Source organism: Rhizobium sp. Leaf321, from assembly GCF_001423215.1.
Classification (GTDB): Bacteria; Pseudomonadota; Alphaproteobacteria; order Rhizobiales; family Rhizobiaceae; genus Neorhizobium; species Neorhizobium soli.
Genome location: NZ_LMOF01000008.1, coordinates 79264 through 94656, shown reverse-complemented (window position 1 = coordinate 94656; position 15393 = coordinate 79264). Strand labels below are relative to the sequence as shown.

Sequence of the window (15393 nt, the reverse complement as noted above, 5' to 3'; positions counted from 1 at the left end):
GCCGTCAGCGTAACGGAGCTGCTCACGCCGGTAACGTGGGCAGCTGCCACCCAGTGCTAGAGCGCTTCCAGACACATGGCGACGCCCATACCACCCCCGATGCAGAGCGTCGCAAGCCCCTTTTTCGCGCCACGGCGCTTCATTTCGAACAGCAGCGTATTGAGAATTCGCGCACCCGACGCACCGATCGGGTGACCGATGGCGATCGCTCCGCCGTTGACGTTGACGAGCGACGGATCGAGGCCCAGATCCCGCGTGACCGCGCAGGACTGTGCGGCAAACGCCTCATTCGCTTCGATCAGGTCGACATCGCCGATTTTCCAACCGGCTTTTTCCAGCGCGCGACGCGAAGCCGGGATGGGGCCAGTTCCCATGATCTGCGGATCGACGCCGGCGGTGGCCCAGGAGACGATGCGCGCGAGCGGCGCAATGCCACGACGACCGGCTTCGTCCTCCGTCATCAGCAACGCCGCGGCTGCGCCATCGTTGAGGCCAGATGCGTTGGCGGCAGTCACTGTGCCTTCCTTATCGAAGGCCGGCCGAAGCTTCGCCATCCCCTCCAAAGTCGCACCGGCACGGATGTATTCGTCGTTTTCGACGCGAACATCGCCCTTTCGGGTCTGGATCAGGAACGGAACGATCTCGTCCCTGAAGCGGCCAGCAACCTGCGCTGCCTCCGCTTTGTTTTGCGAGGAGACCGCAAACTGATCCTGTTCCTCGCGCGACAACTGCCACTGGCGGGCGATGTTTTCAGCGGTGATGCCCATGTGATAGCCGTAGAACGCGTCGGTCAGGCCATCCTTGATCAGCGTATCGATCATCTTGAAATCACCCATCTTCACGCCGCCGCGCAGATGTGCGCAATGCGGGGCCATCGACATGGATTCCTGGCCTCCCGCGACGATGATTTTGGCATCGCCGAGCGCGATCTGCTGCATGCCGAGTGCGACGGCACGAAGACCGGAACCGCAGAGCTGGTTGACGCCCCAGGCCGTCGCCTCCTGCGGCACCCCGGCCTTCATCGCCGCCTGGCGGGCGGGGTTCTGTCCCTCGCCGGCAGGCAGGACCTGGCCCATGATCACCTCGTCCACTTCACCCGGTTCCACGCCACCGCGCGCCAGCACCTCCTTGATCACCGCGCCGCCAAGTTCGTGCGCGGGCACGTTTGCAAACGCGCCATTGAAGGAGCCGACGGCCGTTCGTGCTGCGGCTGCGATAACGATGGATGGATTGGACATGATGTCTCCTCTTTCCGTTTCTTGGCACCGAGACTGGCAAAGCCTGAGCGCCCTGTCAAACGCCCGGTTTTCGCCCGAAACACCCGGTTTTTCATCGATTTGCTGCGCAGCATGGTGATCCATCGCGGCGCACAAATCGATTGTCAGTTGCGCCAATTTAAGCTTACATTCGAGGCGGGAGAAGATGCCAAGCACTAATAATCGCGCGAATGGCGAAGTGGAGGGAAATCATGGCAAAGACCGAAGGTGACGTGACGATCAAGAAATACGCTAACCGGCGTCTCTACAACACCGGAACAAGCACATACGTGACGCTCGAAGACTTGGCTAAAATGGTCAAGAAGGGCGAGGTATTTACGGTTCAGGATGCCAAGACGGGCGAGGACATCACGCACTCGGTTCTGACCCAGATCATTTTCGAGCAGGAGTCCAAGACGGGAAACACGCTTCTGCCGGTGTCCTTCTTGCGACAGCTGATTTCCTATTACGGTGATCAGATGCAGATGGTGGTGCCGACCTTTCTCGAACACTCGATGAAGACGTTTACGGACCAGCAGGTGCAGATGCGCGAGCAGATGACGAGTGCGTTCGGTGACACGCCGATCGCCAAGAACCTGCACCTTCCGATGCAGATGATGGAAGAACAGGTGCGGCGCAATACGGACATGTTCCGTCAGGCCATGCAGATGTTCGCGCCCTTTGCCGGTGCCGCGACGCCGCCTCAGCACCAGTCCGCCCCACCATCGGGCAAGAAGGCGGAAGCCAAGGACATCGACGAACTGAAGGAGCAGCTCCGCGCGCTTCAGGGTCGTCTCGACAGCATGAGCACCTGAACGGCACCTGCTGCGGGAAGAAACGCGCCTTACCGAGCGCGCAACAAAAAAGGCCGGCAAAGCCGGCCTTTCAAGCAATCATCAGAAAAGCTTACGCGCTTTCCTTCGGCGTCAGAACCTGACGGCCGCGGTACATACCGGTCTTGAGATCGATATGGTGCGGACGGCGCAGTTCGCCGGAGTTCTTGTCCTCGACGAATGTCGGGGTCTTGAGAGCGTCAGCAGAGCGGCGCATACCGCGCTTCGACGGGCTCGTTTTTCTTTTAGGTACAGCCATTTTCGTTACTCCACTTCGTGCAAAACAGGGATTTCCGGCCGGAACTGAGGCCGAACATTCCATGTCTCGATCTCGGAAATTTGGCGCGCTTATACATGCCAACCGGGTACTTGACCAGTCCCTGCAGGGATATTGGCGGGATTTTTTCGCAAACCACGCCGAAACACCTCAGGCCTCGTCTTCTTCGACGATTGCTGTCTCCTGAAGGGCCGCTTCCTGCCATGAAACCCAGGCCGGATGCGACGTCATTGCCTCCATATACGCAAGCGTGTCGGCGTCGTCTACCAGATCATAGACCGCAAAGCGATTGACGACCGGCGCAAACATCGCGTCCGCTGCGGTAAACTCGCCAAACAGGAACGGACCGCCGGATTTTGCCCGCAGTTCCCGCCAGATCGTTCCGATCCGGGCGACGTCGTCCATCACCCCGTCGGGGAGATCGATGCGGCGCTTCGGCCGGCGAAAATTCATCGGGCAGGCATTGCGCAGCGCCCGAAAGCCAGACAGCATCTCCATCGAGATGGAGCGGGCGACAGCACGATCCGCAGACGACGCCGGCCAGATCCCGTTTTCGGGAAAGAGCTCGGCCGCGTATTCGATGATCGACAACGACTGCCAGACACGCACATCGCCATGATGCAGCACTGGCACCTGGCCATTGGGCGAGATCGCCTTGTAGCGGGGATTGCCGGCCGGATAATCGAACGGGATCAGCACTTCCTCGAAAGGAACGCCGGCAGCTGTGAGCGCAATCCAGGGCCGGAAGGACCAGGACGAATAGTTCTTATTTGCGATATAGAGGACGAGTTTTTCCATCGGCGCGGTTTCCATCAGGTCTCGGAATCGAAAATCATCAGTTCGTGGAAATGGTTCATGTCCTCGAACGAGCAGAATGCCGGCGGCCGCAACTCCAGCACCGGGGCCGCGCGCTGGATCTTTGCTGTCACCTCGTCGAGCATCGCCTGCCAGGCCGGCAGCGCTGCATCCGACAGGCGCTCGATCACATAGGCAAAGGTAATGTGGAAGGCATAGTCGTCGTGATCCGGATGACGATAACCGAGGAGCTTCGCCAGCGCATCGCGCCAGGCCTTCATCGCCCTGCGGTCACTCTCTGCCTTCCCCTCGACCACCAGACCCGACGGTTTGGCGCTTTTCACGGTGACCTGGAACGGATCCAGCGTCGAGAACCCTTCGAGCCGGGCCGCCATGATTTCCGTCATGTCCTCGATCGGCGTCTCGAGCGGCATATCGTCCGGCCAGAAGCGAGGCTTGCGGCGATACTCGATGACACCCTGGAACAGCGTCATGTGGAGGCTGGTGGTCGGTGTGAAGAGAAAACGCTCGGCTTCCGGCATGTCGAGATATCGCTCACGGGCCGCGACAAGCAGCGCCTGCGTTGCCGATCCTTTCTCCAGATGGCAGACGATCGTGTTGCCGGGCTCGGGCAGAAAGCCGCCTCGCCGTCCGTAACGCGTTCCGAGCCGCGGCGGCGGTTTTGGATTGTGCGTCGCCGAGTATTTGAGGAGATCGGGCGAAATCAGTCTGGCATCCATCGGCGGTCCACTTTCTGCGTATACGCACTCACAAAGCGTGCTCGATGCGCTCTTAAGCCAGCGTCGATACTGACAGATGATGTGAGGGACGTTTAACGCTTAGTTTTGACGTCACCCATAAATGCATTTGATGTAATCGCTGGATGCGCGCGCGCGCCGTTCCACGACACCCGCCAGCCGCTGCATTCCGCGGCCGGGCTTGCTGGCGACCCGCGTGTGCGGATTGGGAAGTGCGACGGCGAGCAACGCGGCTTGGCGGGCACTCAGCTTGGCGGCTGGCACCTTGAAATGATACTGCGCCGCCGCTTCAGCCCCGTAGATACCAGGTCCCCATTCTGCGACGTTGAGATAGATTTCCATCAACCGCCATTTCGGCCAAATGAAATCCTCAGCCAGCGCCAGCGGCAGTTCCAGCCCTTTACGGATGAAGGAGCGGCCGTTCCATAAAAACAAGTTTTTGGCCGTCTGCATCGGAATGGTGCTCGCGCCACGCGTTGCCTCGCCGTCCAGTGCATCCTGCACGACGCCGCGCATCTGGCGCCAGTCGACGCCGCCGTGGAAACAGAACTGGCCGTCCTCCGACATCATCACGGCCCGCACGAGATTGGGCGAGATGTCCTCGATATCAACCCACTGGCGGTCATACCCGCGCAGAAGAAACAGTTCCGACATCATGAGGGTGGACACCGGCCGCGTGAATGGCAGCGCATAGACCGGGATGAGAAGATAGGGCAGCACCACCAGCGCAATGACGAACAGGATGACGCGCCGGAGCCACGTGGTGTTAGGCAGGCGAAACCGTCGTGCGGGCCTCACGGGTTCGTCTTCTTCGGCATGCTGTTCAGGTGCGATATCCAAGGTGCTTCTACCCGCCCGTTTAAAGTTTCATAGCCGGTGGCGCTTTCGAAGGCCAGTCCACCGGCTGAAACTTCGGCAATGCTGGTAAATCGACATTGCCTGTATCGTCGCCCCATGCCAAACAGCCCGGCATGAACACGACCGTTCCTGCATTCGAAAGCCGGTTGAAAGACAGCGCAGTCGCCACCGAGGCGCTGCTTGTGTCGCTTCTTTCGGATCAAACGCTGCCCGACGAAGTCACGCGCCCGGCCCATCTGATGGCCGCGATGCGCCATGGTTCGCTGAATGGCGGAAAGCGCCTGCGACCGTTCCTGCTGCGCGAAAGCGCGCTTCTGCTTGGTGGGAACGAACAGGCCGCCCTGCGCATCGGTGCCGCACTCGAATGTCTGCACTGTTATTCGCTGATCCACGACGACCTGCCCGCCATGGACGACGACGACCTTCGCCGTGGTCAGCCGACGGTCCACAAGGCATTCGACGAGGCGACCGCGATCCTTGCCGGCGATAGCCTGCTGACCTACGCCTTCGACATCATCGCAGCGCCTGAAACAGCCCTGCCGGACCGGGCAAAGACGGAACTTGTTCTGGCCCTCGCCCGCGCCGCCGGTTCCGGCGGCATGGTGGGTGGCCAGGCGCTCGATCTGGCTGCGGAAAAATCGGCACCGGATGAGGCCGGCATCACCACGTTGCAGGCGATGAAGACCGGTGCGTTGATCCGCTTCGCCTGCGAGGCAGGTGCCATCATCGCCGGTGCAGATCAGGAACACCGTCAGCGCCTCAGAAAATTCGGCCAGGTCATCGGGCTTGCTTTCCAGCTTGCTGATGATCTTCTCGACATCACCTCCGATGTCGAGACCATGGGCAAGGCGACCGGCAAGGATGCCGCCCGCGGCAAGGGCACGCTGGTTGCCATGCATGGCACAGGCTGGGCGGAAGAGAAGCTCGATACGCTGACGGCAGAGGCCGTCGACCTGCTTGCGCCCTACGGCGAAAAGGCATTTATTCTGCAGCAGACGGCGCGCTTTATCGCCAGCCGTCAGAACTGACGAGACGGGACAAAGGCAAGCCTCCCGGATCAGACCCGAGGAGTAAAGTATGCCGGATGTATTCGCCTACCTGCCCTATATCTGGCCAGCCTATCTCGCCTATCTCATCGCCGTCCTCAGCCCCGGACCTGCGAATTTCGCCATTATCGGGATGGCGATTTCGCATGGCCGTCGCAACGGCGTGATCCTGGCACTGGGCGTCTTCTGCGGCTCGCTGACCTGGGCCTGCGCTGCCGCACTAGGGCTCGCCGCAGTCCTGCGCAGCTACGCGATCGCGCTCGAAATCATGAAGGTTCTCGGCGGGCTCTATCTGATCTATCTTGCCTGGAAGGCATACCGCTCGGCGCGGACCCCGGATATCGAGACCGCATCGAGCGAGAGCAGGACGCCCTATACGGCAAGGCAACTCTGGCTGCGCGGCTATGCCATCCACGTCACAAATCCGAAGGCGATCTTCGGCTGGCTGGCGATCATTTCCCTCGGCCTGCCCGCGGATGCACCGCCTTCGGCAATCCTGCTGATCGTCGGCATCTGCTCGAGCTCGAGCCTGGTCATCTTCACCGGATATGCGGTTCTGTTTTCGACCCGCCACGCGCTTCGCGGCTACAAGGCCGCGCGGCGCTGGATCGAAGGCACCATGGCGGTGTTCTACAGCATTGCCGGCGTGAAACTGCTGACGAGCCGGATCTGACCGGCTCGTCGACATCTGTGCGAACTCAGCCCTGCTCGATCGGCGCGATCGCGACTTCGACGCGGCGGTTCTGGGCGCGACCATCCGGCGAGGCGTTGGAAGCGACCGGCTGCGACGGGCCGTAGCCCATGGTCGAGACACGGCGCTGATCGACGCCGCGACCACCGAGATAGTTGGCGACCGAGACGGCACGGCGTTCCGAAAGCGCCTGGTTGTGCTGCAGGCTGCCGGTCGAATCCGTGTGACCGTTGACGTCGATATAAGTCTTGCCGAACTTGTTGAGCACGATCGCAACCGAATCGAGCGTGGCATAGAACGGCGGAATCACCTGGTCCTGATCGGTGGCGAAGGTGATGTTCGACGGCATGTTGAGAATGATGCGGTCGCCGTTGCGGGTGACCGATACGCCGGTTCCCTGCAGCTGCTGGCGCAGTTCGGCTTCCTGGCGGTCCATGTAATTGCCGATGGCACCACCGGCGAGACCACCGATCGCCGCGCCGATCAGCGCATTGCGGCCCTTGTTGCCGCCGCCGATCAAAAGACCGCCGACTGCGCCGAGACCGGCACCGATGGCAGCGCCACCCGCCGTGTTCGACATTTTCTGCTGACCCGTATAGGGATCGGTCGTCGTGCAGGCAGAGAGATACGTCGCGCAAGCTGCGACGATAGCAATTTTTTTCAACATATGAATCAGTTTCCCCGTCGTCCGTAGTACCTCTCATTTACCATGAAATACGGCAATAGCGAGGAGAGGCAGCGGCAGCCGGGATAAGGAATTATCCCTATCCGGGAATGACGCTTACTCGGCGGCGGTTTTCTGGCCGAAGCGGTTCTCGATGTAATCGATCACCAGCTTTTCGAAATCCTGAGCGATATTGGGGCCGCGCAGCGTCATCGCCTTCTGACCGTCGATAAAGATCGGGGCGGCAGGCGTCTCGCCAGTGCCGGGCAGCGAGATGCCGATATCGGCATGCTTGCTTTCGCCGGGGCCGTTGACGATGCAGCCCATGACGGCGACGTTCAGCGCCTCGACGCCCGGATACTTTTCGCGCCAGATCGGCATGTTCTTGCGGATATCGTTCTGGATGTTCTGGGCCAGCTCCTGGAACACCGTCGACGTGGTGCGCCCGCAGCCGGGACAAGCGGCAACCACCGGAATGAACTGGCGGAACCCCATGACCTGAAGGATTTCCTGCGCAACCTGCACTTCGCGGGTGCGGTCACCATTCGGTTCCGGCGTCAGCGACACCCGGATCGTATCGCCGATGCCGTGCTGCAGGACATAACCCATGGCAGCCGACGAGGCGACGATGCCCTTGGTGCCCATGCCAGCCTCTGTGAGGCCAAGATGCAGCGCGTGGTTGGAGCGCTCGGCCAGCATCGAATAGCAGGCAATGAGATCCTGCACCTGGCTGACTTTTGCGGAGAGAATGATCCGGTTGCGCGGCAGGCCGATGTTTTCCGCAAGCTCGGCCGAAATCAGCGCCGACTGGACGATCGCCTCGTGCATCACCTGGCGTGCCGAAAGCGGCGAACCGGCTTCGGAATTGCGGTCCATCAGCGTCGTCAGAAGATCCTGGTCGAGCGAACCCCAGTTGACGCCGATGCGAACAGGCTTGTCGTGACGGATCGCCATCTCGATGATGTCGCCGAACTGCTTGTCCTTCTTGTCCTTGAAACCGACATTGCCCGGGTTGATGCGGTATTTTGCGAGCGCCTCGGCGCAGGCCGGATGATCGGCCAGCAGCTTGTGGCCGATATAATGGAAATCGCCGATCAACGGCACGTCGAGGCCGAGGCGCAGCAGACGCTCGCGCACCTTCGGCACGGCGGCAGCGCTCTCGTCGCGATCGACGGTGATGCGGACGATCTCAGAGCCTGCCTTGTAGAGCGCCGCAACCTGCGCAACGGTCGCATCCACATCCGCCGTATCGGTATTGGTCATCGACTGGACGACGACGGGCGCACCACCACCGACGATCACACCGCCGACATCGACGGCAACCGTGGCGCGGCGGGGCTTCGGGTCATATTCAATCGGTGCGTTCATGGGATCGTCTCGTTGCCTTTGCCCTGGGGCTAACTGGGGGCATAAACCGTCTTTCAGGTGGCGTATGACCGCCGGCTTGTCAACCAGCGGCCATGAATAGTTGGGTCAGTGATGCGCGCCGTCCGCATGCCTTGCAAGGTTCGAGAGAAGCAGCGTCACCAGGATCAGCACCGACAATCCCGCGAAAATGCTGCCAAGTCCCGTATGCTCAGCGATAAAGCCGATTGCCGAAGGTGCAACGAGAATTCCGGAATAGCCCATGGTGGTGACCACGGACAAACTGACGCCCGCCGCCATGCCCGGCAGATTGCCGGCCGCGGAAAACAGGATCGGCACGATGTTGGAAATGCCGATGCCGGCGAGAGCAAAGCCTGCAATGGCCATCGTCGAACTGGTCGCAAAACCGATCGTCAGCATGCCCAGCATGGCGATGACGCCGCAGACCCGAAGCGTATTGACGGCACCGAACCGGTCGCGGATGAGATCGCCTGCAAAACGCATTGCCGCCATCGTGAACGAGAAAGCCGCAAACGCAAAGCCGGACAGTGTCAGCGACGCCGAAAGCTCGTTGCGCATGTAGAGAGCGCCCCAATCAAGAATGGATCCCTCGGGGATCATGCAGAACAGCGCCATGATTCCGAGCAGCCAGGGAAGCGGTGACGACGGCAGGCGGCGTCCGGCACCGGCCGCCCTCTCCTCCGGATGCGGCGCATCCTGAAGCACCATTTTCCAGGCGACGGCGATCATGACGGCGGCGACGACGGTTACGAAAAGCGCATGCGGAAGAACGCCGATCCGTTCAAGAAGAAAGCCACCGGTCGAGGCGCCGAGCAGGCCGCCGAGGCTCCAGAACGCGTGGCAGGATGACATGATCGCGCGGCGCATGCCTTTCTCAGTCGCAACGGCATTGGCATTCATTGCCACATCCATCGCGCCGATCAGGCCGCCGAACAGAAACAACGCAACCGCTCCGCTCCAGACGCTGCCAATCAGCGACAGCAGAAGAAGCGTCGGCGTCAGCAGGACCGCGGTGACCTTGGAGACAATGCTCGATCCGAACCTTGCGATCTGGCTGCCGGCGATCGGCATCATCACGATGGAGCCTAACCCGAAAATCAGGATCATCACGCCGAGCGACTTTTCGCTCAGCTCCAGACGTGCCGCAAATTCCGGGATCTTTGGCGCCCAGGCACCGATCATGAAGCCTTTCATCAGAAACAGCAGCGATACGCCGATCCGCTCCGGTGTGATGAAAGCACGTCGGGTCTTGGCTTCCGCCGGCGAAGACAAATCGTTCATCAGGTTGCTTCCTCCAGGCGCTGAGATTTATTTAAATCGATTTAGATTGCAATCTTCCGCGCTCAGCATGAGTTTCACGATTTATGTCTCCGGTTCACGCTTGTCACCCCTTAGCAACGACGGATGGAGCGCGACGAAGCTGATTGCAATCGCTGCAGAACGCCTTAAGCATTCGGATATGCAATGATATGAGGCGTCGGTATCCGGCGTGTGACTTTCTTGAAATCCAGCATCGGCAGCGGCATTCTTCTCGTCAGTACCTCCTACTTCGTGTTCACGCTTCATGATGCGGTGATCAAGCTGCTGGTGGTCGATGTCGGCGTCTGGCAGATCATTTTCTTCCGAAGCCTGACGGTTCTGATCGCCTGCCTCGTCATCGGGGGACGCGGTTTCATCCCGCGCGTTGTCCGCTCGCCGATCGTGCGGCCGATGATGGTGCGCAGCGTTATCCTTCTCGCCGCATGGGTTTCTTTCTACACCGCAGCCAAGTCCCTGCAATTGGCCGAACTGACGACGATCTATTACGCCAATCCGATCGTCGCCACCCTGCTTGCTATTCCGGTTCTGCGCGAAAAGGTGCCCGCGGTCCGCTGGGTGGCGATCATCCTCGGCTTCGTCGGCGTGGTGATTGCCGCAAATCCGGCCGGGTTGACACTTTCGCTCCCGGTCGGTCTCGCGCTCCTCGCGGCAATCCTCTGGGCCATCGGCAGCGTTCTCTTGCGCAAGACGGCGATGAACGAGAAGACCCTTGTCCAGATGACGCTCACCAACTTCTTCTTCGTGGTGATGACCTTCGTCATGGCCGTGCTGACATGGCAGCCGGTCGATCTGAAAAGCGGTGCGCTTCTGGCGCTCGTCGGCATTCTCGGCGGCACCGCCCAGGCGACGCTGTTCGAGGCGATGCGACGGGCGCCGGTCTCGGTGCTTGCCCCGTTCGAATATTCCTCGCTGATATGGGCGTTCGTGCTGGGCTACGCCATCTGGCAGGACATTCCCGCAAGCAATGTCGCCGCCGGTGCCGCACTGATCTTCTGCGCCGGACTGCTGATCGTCGCCAGCGAGCGGCTGGCGGCGAGGCGCTATCGCCTCGCTCAACCTGCGGACGGATCGGACGGACCGAGGGGCGTCTGAGTCGTCAAGAGTTTGACCCGTCAGGACCCGTAGACGACGAGCAGATCCTTGGCGTCGATCTGGTCGCCGGCCTTGACCAGCACTTCGGCAAGCGTGCCGTCTTTTTCAGCATGCAGCGCGGTTTCCATCTTCATCGCTTCGATGGAGACCAGCACGTCGCCGGCCTTGACTGCTTGACCCGACGCCACGAAGACGCGGGAAATGACGCCCGGCATCGGCGCACCCAGATGCAGGGGATTGCCGATATCGGCCTTCGCCCGCACCGCCGAACCGCTTCCGCCATGCGCCCTGTCCGGCACCTTGATGCGGCGCGGCTGGCCGTTCAGTTCGAAAAAGGCGGTGACCATGCCCTGCGCATCCGGCGCGCTTGTCGCCTGGTTGACGATGACGAGCGTCTTGCCGCGTTCGATATCGGCAAACAGCTCTTCGCCATCCGCGATCCCGTAGAAATAGGCATGCGTCGGCAACACGGAGACCGGACCGTAGGTCTCTGACGCCAGGGCGAAGTCGGTGAACACTTTCGGATACATCAGATACGACGCGAACTCGAAGTCGTCGACCTTGCGCTCCAGCTTGTCCTCGATCGTCTTGCGCTCGGCATCGAGATCGGCGGGGGCAAGCAGCGAACCGGGAACGTCGGTATAGGGCTGATCGCCCTTCAGCGCTTTTTTCTGGAGCGCCTGCGGCCATCCGCCCGGAGGCTGGCCGAGATCGCCCTTCAGCATCGACACGACCGAATCCGGGAAGGCGATGTCCTTGGCCGGGTTTTCAACGTCGGCCACGTTCAGATCCTGGCTGACCATCATCAGCGCCATGTCGCCCACCACCTTGGACGACGGCGTGACCTTGACGATATCGCCGAACATCCGGTTCACATCGGCATAGGTCTGCGCGACCTTGTGCCACTTGCTCTCGAGACCGAGCGAACGGGCCTGTTCCTTGAGGTTGGTAAACTGGCCACCCGGCATTTCATGCAGGTAGACTTCCGAGGCCGGACCCTTGAGATCGCTCTCGAACGCCGCATACTGGCCGCGCACCGCTTCCCAGTAGAACGAGATCTTGCGGATCCATTCCGGATCAAGCCCGGTATCGCGGTCTGTTCGCGACAGCGCTTCGACGATCGAACCGAGGCAGGGCTGCGACGTGTTGCCCGACAGCGCATCCATCGCCGCGTCGACGACGTCGACGCCGGCATCGACAGCCGCAAGCACGGTCGCAGCCGAGATGCCCGACGTGTCATGCGTGTGGAAGTGGATCGGCAGCGAGGTCGCTTCGCGTAGTGCCTTGAAAAGGACGCGGGCAGCCGCGGGTTTCAGCAGGCCCGCCATATCCTTCAGCGCGATGATATGAGCGCCGGCCTTTTCGAGTTCTTCCGCCAGTGCGACGTAATATTTGAGATCGTATTTCGGGCGCGCCGAATTCAAGAGATCGCCGGTATAGCAGATCGCGGCTTCGCAGAGCCGGTTCTCCTCGTTCACCGCATCCATCGAGACGCGCATGTTGTCGACCCAGTTCAGGCAATCGAACACGCGGAAGACATCGATGCCGCCCTTGGCGGCCTGTTGGACGAAGTATTTCACGACATTGTCGGGATAGTTCTTGTAGCCGACGCCGTTTGCGCCGCGCAGCAGCATCTGCAGGAGGATGTTGGGCGCCGCCTCGCGGATCAACGCCAGCCGTTCCCACGGGTCCTCGGTCAGGAACCGCATCGACACGTCGAAGGTGGCACCACCCCAGCATTCCAGCGAGAACAGGTTCGGCAGCGCGCGTGCATAGACCCCGGCCACGCGGGCGATGTCATAGGTCCGCATGCGGGTAGCGAGCAGCGACTGGTGGCCGTCGCGCATCGTCGTGTCGGTGATCAGCGCCCGGCTTTCGCCCCGCATCCACTCGGCGAATTTCTTCGGGCCGAGTTCATCCAGCTTCTGCTTGGTTCCAGCGGGAATATCGCCATTGATATACGGCAGAACAGGCTTTGCAGCCTTTTCCGACGGGGCCGGACGACCCTTGGTTTCCGGATGACCGTTGACGGTGACGTCGGCGAGATAGGTCAGAAGCTTGGTGGCGCGGTCGGCGCGCTTGACCTGTTCGAACAGTTCCGGCGTCGTGTCGATAAACCGCGTCGTATAAGAATTGTCGCGGAATTTCGGGTGGGTGATGATCGCTTCGAGGAAAGTGAGGTTCGTCGCGACGCCGCGGATGCGGAACTCGCGAAGCGCCCGGTCCATGCGGGCGATCGCTTCCAGCGGCTGCGGCGCCCAGGCCGTGACCTTGACCAGCAGCGGATCGTAGAAGCGGGTGATGATCGCGCCCGTATATGATGTTCCGCCATCGAGACGGATGCCGAAACCCGACGCCGAGCGGTAGGCGGTGATACGGCCGTAATCCGGAATGAAATTGTGCTCGGGATCCTCGGTGGTGATGCGGCACTGCAGCGCATGGCCGTTCAGCCGGATGTTCTCCTGCGCCGGAACGCCCGATTCCGGCGTGCCGATGGCAAAGCCGTCGAGGATGTGGATCTGCGCCTTGACGATATCGATGCCGGTGACGACTTCGGTCACCGTGTGCTCCACCTGGATGCGCGGATTGACCTCGATGAAGTAGAATTTGCCGGTATCGCTATCCATCAGATATTCGACCGTGCCGGCGCCGACATAATTGGTGGCGCCAGCGATCTTCAGCGAATAGGCAGCGAGTTCGGCCCGCTGCTCCTCGGAAAGATAAGGCGCCGGGGCGCGTTCCACGACCTTCTGGTTGCGCCGCTGGATCGAGCAGTCACGCTCGAACAGATGCACGACGTTGCCATGGGTATCGCCAAGGATCTGGCTTTCCACATGGCGGGCCCGCTCGACCAGCTTTTCGAGATAGACCTCGTCCTTGCCGAAGGCCGCTTTTGCTTCGCGCTTGGCCTCGACGACTTCCCTGGCGAGGTCCTTCGGATCGCGGATGGCACGCATGCCGCGACCGCCGCCGCCCCAGGACGCCTTGAGCATGACCGGATAACCGATCTCCTCGGCCATCTTCGCCACGACATCCATATCATCAGGCAGCGGTTCGGTGGCAGGAACTACGGGCACGCCGACCGAAATGGCAAGATTGCGCGCCGCCACCTTGTTGCCGAGCTGGCGCATCGTATCCGGACGCGGGCCGATGAAGATGATGCCCGCCGCGTCGCAGGCATCGACGAATTCGGGGCTTTCCGACAGGAGGCCGTAGCCTGGATGAATGGCATCGGCGCCCGAAAGCTTGGCAACCCGGATTACCTCTTCAATCGAAAGATAGCTCTCGATCGGGCCCATATCCTTGTCCAGATGCGGACCGCGACCGACCTGATAGCTTTCGTCCGCCTTGAACCGGTGCAGCGAGAGCTTGTCTTCTTCCGCCCAGATCGCCACCGTCTTGATGCCGAGCTCATTGGCGGCACGAAAGACGCGGATGGCGATTTCGGAGCGATTGGCGACGAGAATTTTCGATATCGGCAAGACAAGCCTCCCCAGGTGCCTCGAATGGTGCACCGCAAGAGATCAACATCTCCCGCATTAGGCAAGGGCTATTTGGTCGATAGCCGGCGTCACGGACGGTTCAGGTCACCAGCCCATGGCGAAATGCCATGGCCACCACATGCTGTCGGTTCTTCGCTTTCAGCTTTTCCTGGAGTCCGTTGATATACCAGTCGACCGTGTGGTTGGAAATGTCGAGCGAACGCGCGATCTCGTGCGATGTCATGCCGTCGGCAAGGAGCGCCATGACTTCCATCTCGCGACGGGTGAGCTGGGTATCCAGTCTGGCCGAGGCCTCGAGCGCCGTCGCGTCGCCGGCGATCTCCAGCAGTCTCCAGAAAATGCGCTTGGCGGCCGTGTCGAACAGTGAGATCTCGGTCGGCGATAGATCGATCGGTTTGCCGCCGATGATCATGTTGCCGAGAAATCCGTTGCGTCCATGGATCGGAAACACGTAGCCGTCGTCGAGACCATGGCGGCCCGCTTCCTGCATCATCCGGTCCATCCGCGAACGATGCGGATCGGACTTCAGGGCAAGGATCGAATCGCGCCAGCGGAACGGGCGATGGGCCGCATTCAGCATCCGCATGACAGGGTCGATGACGGTATATTTGCGCGCGCGATAGACCTCGACCCAGCTGTCCGGCCAGCGGGAGATCAAGGTCATTCCCTCGGGATCCGTTTGCCCTTTTCTCAGGACGATTGCATAGAATTCGAAACCGTAGGTTTTGAGGAGTGACGCAAGATTGTTCGCCACTTCCTTCGTCGTTCGTGCCTCTTCAACCAATACAAGCAACTGCACAACAAATTGGATGCTCAAATTCGCCCCCAGACCGTCTCCCCGACGATCGGCTTTATTCTTATAAAATACCGACGCCGGCATAGAACCCGACCGCCCGCTTAACATAGTTATCATT

Annotated in this window: 14 protein-coding genes; 4 read left to right on the top strand and 10 right to left on the bottom strand. The window is 60.9% G+C overall.

What is annotated here, in order from left to right:
- Positions 1-56 precede the first annotated feature (56 nt).
- Positions 57-1238, bottom strand: coding sequence for an acetyl-CoA C-acetyltransferase (locus tag ASF70_RS17485; protein WP_062581567.1), 1182 nt, complete (start codon positions 1236-1238; stop codon positions 57-59).
- A 230-nt stretch (positions 1239-1468) separates the two neighbouring features.
- On the opposite strand from ASF70_RS17485, the gene phaR reads away from it, so the two are divergent.
- Complete coding sequence (gene phaR, locus ASF70_RS17480; RefSeq protein ID WP_062462624.1) at positions 1469-2071, top strand: polyhydroxyalkanoate synthesis repressor PhaR; 603 nt, start codon at positions 1469-1471, stop codon at positions 2069-2071.
- A 91-nt stretch (positions 2072-2162) separates the two neighbouring features.
- On the opposite strand, the gene rpmF is transcribed toward phaR, so the two are convergent.
- The 4 genes from rpmF to mtgA form a co-directional block, all read right to left on the bottom strand.
- Positions 2163-2348 (bottom strand): 50S ribosomal protein L32, encoded by a 186-nt coding sequence (gene rpmF / locus ASF70_RS17475; protein ID WP_062462189.1) that lies wholly within the window; start codon positions 2346-2348, stop codon positions 2163-2165.
- A gap of 168 nt (positions 2349-2516) precedes the next feature.
- Positions 2517-3164 carry a glutathione S-transferase family protein gene (locus ASF70_RS17470; RefSeq protein WP_062583007.1) on the bottom strand — a complete coding sequence of 216 codons (648 nt, stop codon included), beginning with the start codon at positions 3162-3164 and terminating at the stop codon, positions 2517-2519.
- Positions 3165-3178: 14 nt separating this feature from the next.
- Positions 3179-3901: a DUF1868 domain-containing protein gene (locus ASF70_RS17465; protein WP_062581565.1), complete on the bottom strand. Its 723-nt coding sequence runs from the start codon at positions 3899-3901 to the stop codon at positions 3179-3181.
- Positions 3902-4012: 111 nt separating this feature from the next.
- On the bottom strand, positions 4013-4759 hold the full coding sequence (gene mtgA / locus ASF70_RS17460) for a monofunctional biosynthetic peptidoglycan transglycosylase (protein ID WP_062581563.1): 747 nt from the start codon (positions 4757-4759) through the stop codon (positions 4013-4015).
- A gap of 131 nt (positions 4760-4890) precedes the next feature.
- Here mtgA and ASF70_RS17455 point away from each other — a divergent pair, with 131 nt between their 5' ends.
- Together ASF70_RS17455 and ASF70_RS17450 are read left to right on the top strand one after the other, a co-directional pair.
- The gene (locus ASF70_RS17455) at positions 4891-5805 is read left to right on the top strand and encodes a polyprenyl synthetase family protein (RefSeq protein ID WP_062581562.1); all 915 of its coding nucleotides are present in this window, start codon (positions 4891-4893) and stop codon (positions 5803-5805) included.
- Positions 5806-5854: 49 nt separating this feature from the next.
- Entirely contained in the window at positions 5855-6496 is a 642-nt protein-coding gene (locus ASF70_RS17450) for a LysE family translocator (protein WP_062581559.1), read from the top strand.
- Positions 6497-6521: 25 nt separating this feature from the next.
- On the opposite strand, the gene ASF70_RS17445 is transcribed toward ASF70_RS17450, so the two are convergent.
- The 3 genes from ASF70_RS17445 to ASF70_RS17435 form a co-directional block, all read right to left on the bottom strand.
- The gene (locus tag ASF70_RS17445; RefSeq protein ID WP_062462176.1) at positions 6522-7181 is read right to left on the bottom strand and encodes an OmpA family protein; all 660 of its coding nucleotides are present in this window, start codon (positions 7179-7181) and stop codon (positions 6522-6524) included.
- Positions 7182-7295: 114 nt separating this feature from the next.
- Complete coding sequence (gene ispG / locus ASF70_RS17440) at positions 7296-8546, bottom strand: flavodoxin-dependent (E)-4-hydroxy-3-methylbut-2-enyl-diphosphate synthase (protein WP_062581557.1); 1251 nt, start codon at positions 8544-8546, stop codon at positions 7296-7298.
- A 105-nt stretch (positions 8547-8651) separates the two neighbouring features.
- On the bottom strand, positions 8652-9845 hold the full coding sequence (locus ASF70_RS17435) for an MFS transporter (protein ID WP_062581555.1): 1194 nt from the start codon (positions 9843-9845) through the stop codon (positions 8652-8654).
- 219 nt (positions 9846-10064) lie between these two features.
- Between ASF70_RS17435 and ASF70_RS17430 the strand changes: the two genes are divergently transcribed.
- On the top strand, positions 10065-10976 hold the full coding sequence (locus ASF70_RS17430; RefSeq protein ID WP_062581553.1) for a DMT family transporter: 912 nt from the start codon (positions 10065-10067) through the stop codon (positions 10974-10976).
- A gap of 20 nt (positions 10977-10996) precedes the next feature.
- Here the strand turns inward: ASF70_RS17430 and pyc are convergent, their stop codons facing one another.
- Complete coding sequence (pyc, locus tag ASF70_RS17425; RefSeq protein WP_062581551.1) at positions 10997-14458, bottom strand: pyruvate carboxylase; 3462 nt, start codon at positions 14456-14458, stop codon at positions 10997-10999.
- Positions 14459-14558: 100 nt separating this feature from the next.
- On the bottom strand, positions 14559-15296 hold the full coding sequence (locus ASF70_RS17420) for a LuxR family transcriptional regulator (protein ID WP_062462620.1): 738 nt from the start codon (positions 15294-15296) through the stop codon (positions 14559-14561).
- Between the last annotated feature and the right edge of the window lie 97 nt (positions 15297-15393).

Coding starts and splice junctions, on each gene's coding strand:
- ASF70_RS17485 (WP_062581567.1), bottom strand. CDS start 1,238: ATGTCCAATCCATCCATCGTTATCGCAGCCGCAGCACGAACGGCCGTC.
- ASF70_RS17450 (WP_062581559.1), top strand. CDS start 5,855: ATGCCGGATGTATTCGCCTACCTGCCCTATATCTGGCCAGCCTATCTC.
- ASF70_RS17465 (WP_062581565.1), bottom strand. CDS start 3,901: ATGGATGCCAGACTGATTTCGCCCGATCTCCTCAAATACTCGGCGACG.
- ASF70_RS17455 (WP_062581562.1), top strand. CDS start 4,891: ATGAACACGACCGTTCCTGCATTCGAAAGCCGGTTGAAAGACAGCGCA.
- ASF70_RS17435 (WP_062581555.1), bottom strand. CDS start 9,845: ATGAACGATTTGTCTTCGCCGGCGGAAGCCAAGACCCGACGTGCTTTC.
- ASF70_RS17445 (WP_062462176.1), bottom strand. CDS start 7,181: ATGTTGAAAAAAATTGCTATCGTCGCAGCTTGCGCGACGTATCTCTCT.
- rpmF (WP_062462189.1), bottom strand. CDS start 2,348: ATGGCTGTACCTAAAAGAAAAACGAGCCCGTCGAAGCGCGGTATGCGC.
- ASF70_RS17470 (WP_062583007.1), bottom strand. CDS start 3,164: ATGGAAAAACTCGTCCTCTATATCGCAAATAAGAACTATTCGTCCTGG.
- phaR (WP_062462624.1), top strand. CDS start 1,469: ATGGCAAAGACCGAAGGTGACGTGACGATCAAGAAATACGCTAACCGG.
- ispG (WP_062581557.1), bottom strand. CDS start 8,546: ATGAACGCACCGATTGAATATGACCCGAAGCCCCGCCGCGCCACGGTT.